We start from the raw sequence: 2,211 nt of genomic DNA on the forward strand, positions 1-2,211 counted from the left end.
GGCCGGGGGTGGCTGGTCGGCCCCGGCGAGCCGGTGGCCTCGCCCGCCCTCGACGCGCCCGGCGCGGAACTGGTCGGCGACCGGGTGGTGGGCAGCACCGGCGGGGTGCTGACCGGCCGCTCGGCGCGGACCGGCGAGGAGCTGTGGCGGCGGGCCGACCTCGGGCCGGTGCGGATCATCGCCGCGCAGCCCGGCCGGGTGCACCTGCTGACCGAGCGGAACGACCTGGTCACCCTGGACCCGCGGACCGGCGCCCAGCGGTCCCGCTTCCCGATGGACCTCGGGAAGGACGGCATCGGCTGGGTCCCCGGGTACGCGTACGCGGGGGACGGGTACGTCGCCGTCGAGCGGCTGCGGGAGAAGGCCGGCCCGGACTCCGACGACCAGGCGTACTTCCTGATGGCGGAGCCGGTGCTGCTCGCCGCGACCTGAGCCGGCCGCGGCGAGCAGCTGAACCGATCAGGCCAGCGCCGGCTCCGCCGCGGCGAGGAAGGCGTCGTTCTCCTCGGGCGTGCCGATGGTGACCCGGACCCCGTCGCCAGGGAACGGTCGGACGATCACGCCCCGCGCCTCGCACGCCTTGCCGAACTCGACCGCCCGGTCACCGAGCGGCAGCCAGACGAAGTTGGCCTGGCTGGACGGCACGTCCGGGACGATCTTGCGCAGCGCCTCGGTGACCCGCTCCCGCTCGGCGACGACCAGCGCGCAGCGGCGCTCCACCTCGTCGGCTTGGGCCAGCGCGGCGAGCGCGCCGGCCTGGGCGGCCATGCTGGTCGAGAAGGGCGTGACGACCTTGCGGACCGCGGCGGCGACGGTCGGCTCGGCGACCAGCCAGCCGATCCGCAGGCCCGCCAGGCCCCACGCCTTGGAGAGGGTGCGCAGCACGGCCACGTTCGGCCGGTCCAGGTAGGTCAGGCCGTCCGGCACCTCGGGGTCGGTGACGAACTCCCGGTACGCCTCGTCGATCACCACCAGCACGTCGTCCGGCAGCGCGTCGAGGAAGCGATCCAGCTCCGCCTTGCGGACCGCCGTACCGGTCGGGTTGTTGGGGTTGCAGACCAGGATCATCCGGGTCCGGTCGGTCACCGCCGCGACCATCGACGCCAGGTCGTGGCCGTGCCCGGCGTCGTTGGGCACCCGCACGCTGGTCGCGCCGCTGGTCGCCGCGATGATCGGGTACGCCTCGAACGACCGCCAGGAGTAGAGCAGCTCGTCGCCGGGGAGGCAGGTGGCCCGGACCAGGTGCTCGGCCAGCGCCACCGACCCGCAGCCGGTGGCGATCCGGTCGGCGTCCACGCCGTACCGCTCGGCCAGCGCCTGGCGCAGCGCGACCACCCCCATGTCCGGGTAGCGGTGCGAACCGGCGACCGCCTCGGTGACCGCCTCCACCACGCCGGGCAGCGGACCGTAGGGCACCTCGTTGCTGGCCAGCTTGATCGCCTCGGGCAGGCCGAGCTCGCGGGCCAGGTCGGCCGGGCTGCGCCCGGGCACGTAGTTGGGCAGCGCGTCGAGGTCGGCGCGGGTGAGCCGCACTGGTGGCTGCTGGCGTTCGGTCATGGGGTGTCTCCCGGGGAGTTGGCGCGGTCGCGCGGGGTGGTACGGGTGTCGGGTCCGGTGCGGGGGAGCTGGACCACCACGGTCTGCGCGCGCTTGTCGTGCAGCGCCTGACGGAGGGGGTGGTCGAAGAGCGGGGAGACCGCGTCGATCAGCTGGAGCAGCAGCCCGAGCCCGCAGCAGTACCAGAGCAGGGTGGGCAGGCCGAGGGTGCTCCACCGCCGCATTGCCCGGCCGAAGCCGAGCGGCTGGTCGGCCTCGACCGGCACCGCTCGTACGCGCATCACCCGCTTGCCGAAGGTCTGCCCGCTGGAGGCCATCGCGGGCACCTCGTAGGCGAACCAGAGCGCGGTGGCGATCAGGAGGATGGCGATCTGCAGCCCGGCCGCCTGCTCGCCGGGCTGGGGCAGCCCCTCGGTGGAGGTCTCGCCGGCCAGCGATCGGCGCACCGACTCCCGCAGGTACGGCGAGATCTCCTCGATGTACCGCCAGACGAACCAGCCGTTCACCGCGGCGTTGAGCAGGAAGACGATGCCGAAGTCGATCAGCCGGGCGACGAGTCGGGCGCCGTACGAGGCGAGCGCCAGCCCGTGCGGGCGCGGCTCGGGCGGGCGGCCCGGCCCGGTCGGGTACGGCCAGCCGGGCGGCGGCCCCGGC

The 2,211-nt window shown here is 74.9% G+C and carries 2 protein-coding genes and 1 pseudogene; 1 reads left to right on the plus strand and 2 read right to left on the minus strand.

Going from position 1 to position 2,211, the window contains the following annotated elements:
• Window positions 1-432: pseudogene (locus DKL51_RS00220) on the plus strand (outer membrane protein assembly factor BamB family protein); the annotation flags it as partial.
• Window positions 433-459: 27 nt separating this feature from the next.
• On the opposite strand, the gene hisC reads toward DKL51_RS00220, so the two are convergent.
• Both hisC and DKL51_RS00230 read right to left on the minus strand, forming a co-directional pair.
• Window positions 460-1,557 (minus strand): histidinol-phosphate transaminase, encoded by a 1,098-nt coding sequence (hisC, locus tag DKL51_RS00225; RefSeq protein WP_109945742.1) that lies wholly within the window; start codon window positions 1,555-1,557, stop codon window positions 460-462.
• A partial coding sequence (locus DKL51_RS00230) for an RDD family protein (RefSeq protein ID WP_148097686.1) occupies window positions 1,554-2,211 on the minus strand: 658 nt, incomplete at its 5' end. The genes DKL51_RS00230 and hisC, both read right to left, overlap by 4 nt.

The sequence above is a fragment of the Micromonospora globispora genome (genome assembly GCF_003857015.1).
Taxonomy (GTDB): domain Bacteria; phylum Actinomycetota; class Actinomycetes; order Mycobacteriales; family Micromonosporaceae; genus Micromonospora; species Micromonospora globispora.

Excerpts from the sequence above, each read along its gene's own strand:
- hisC (WP_109945742.1), bottom strand. The coding sequence starts at position 1,557 with ATGACCGAACGCCAGCAGCCACCAGTGCGGCTCACCCGCGCCGACCTC.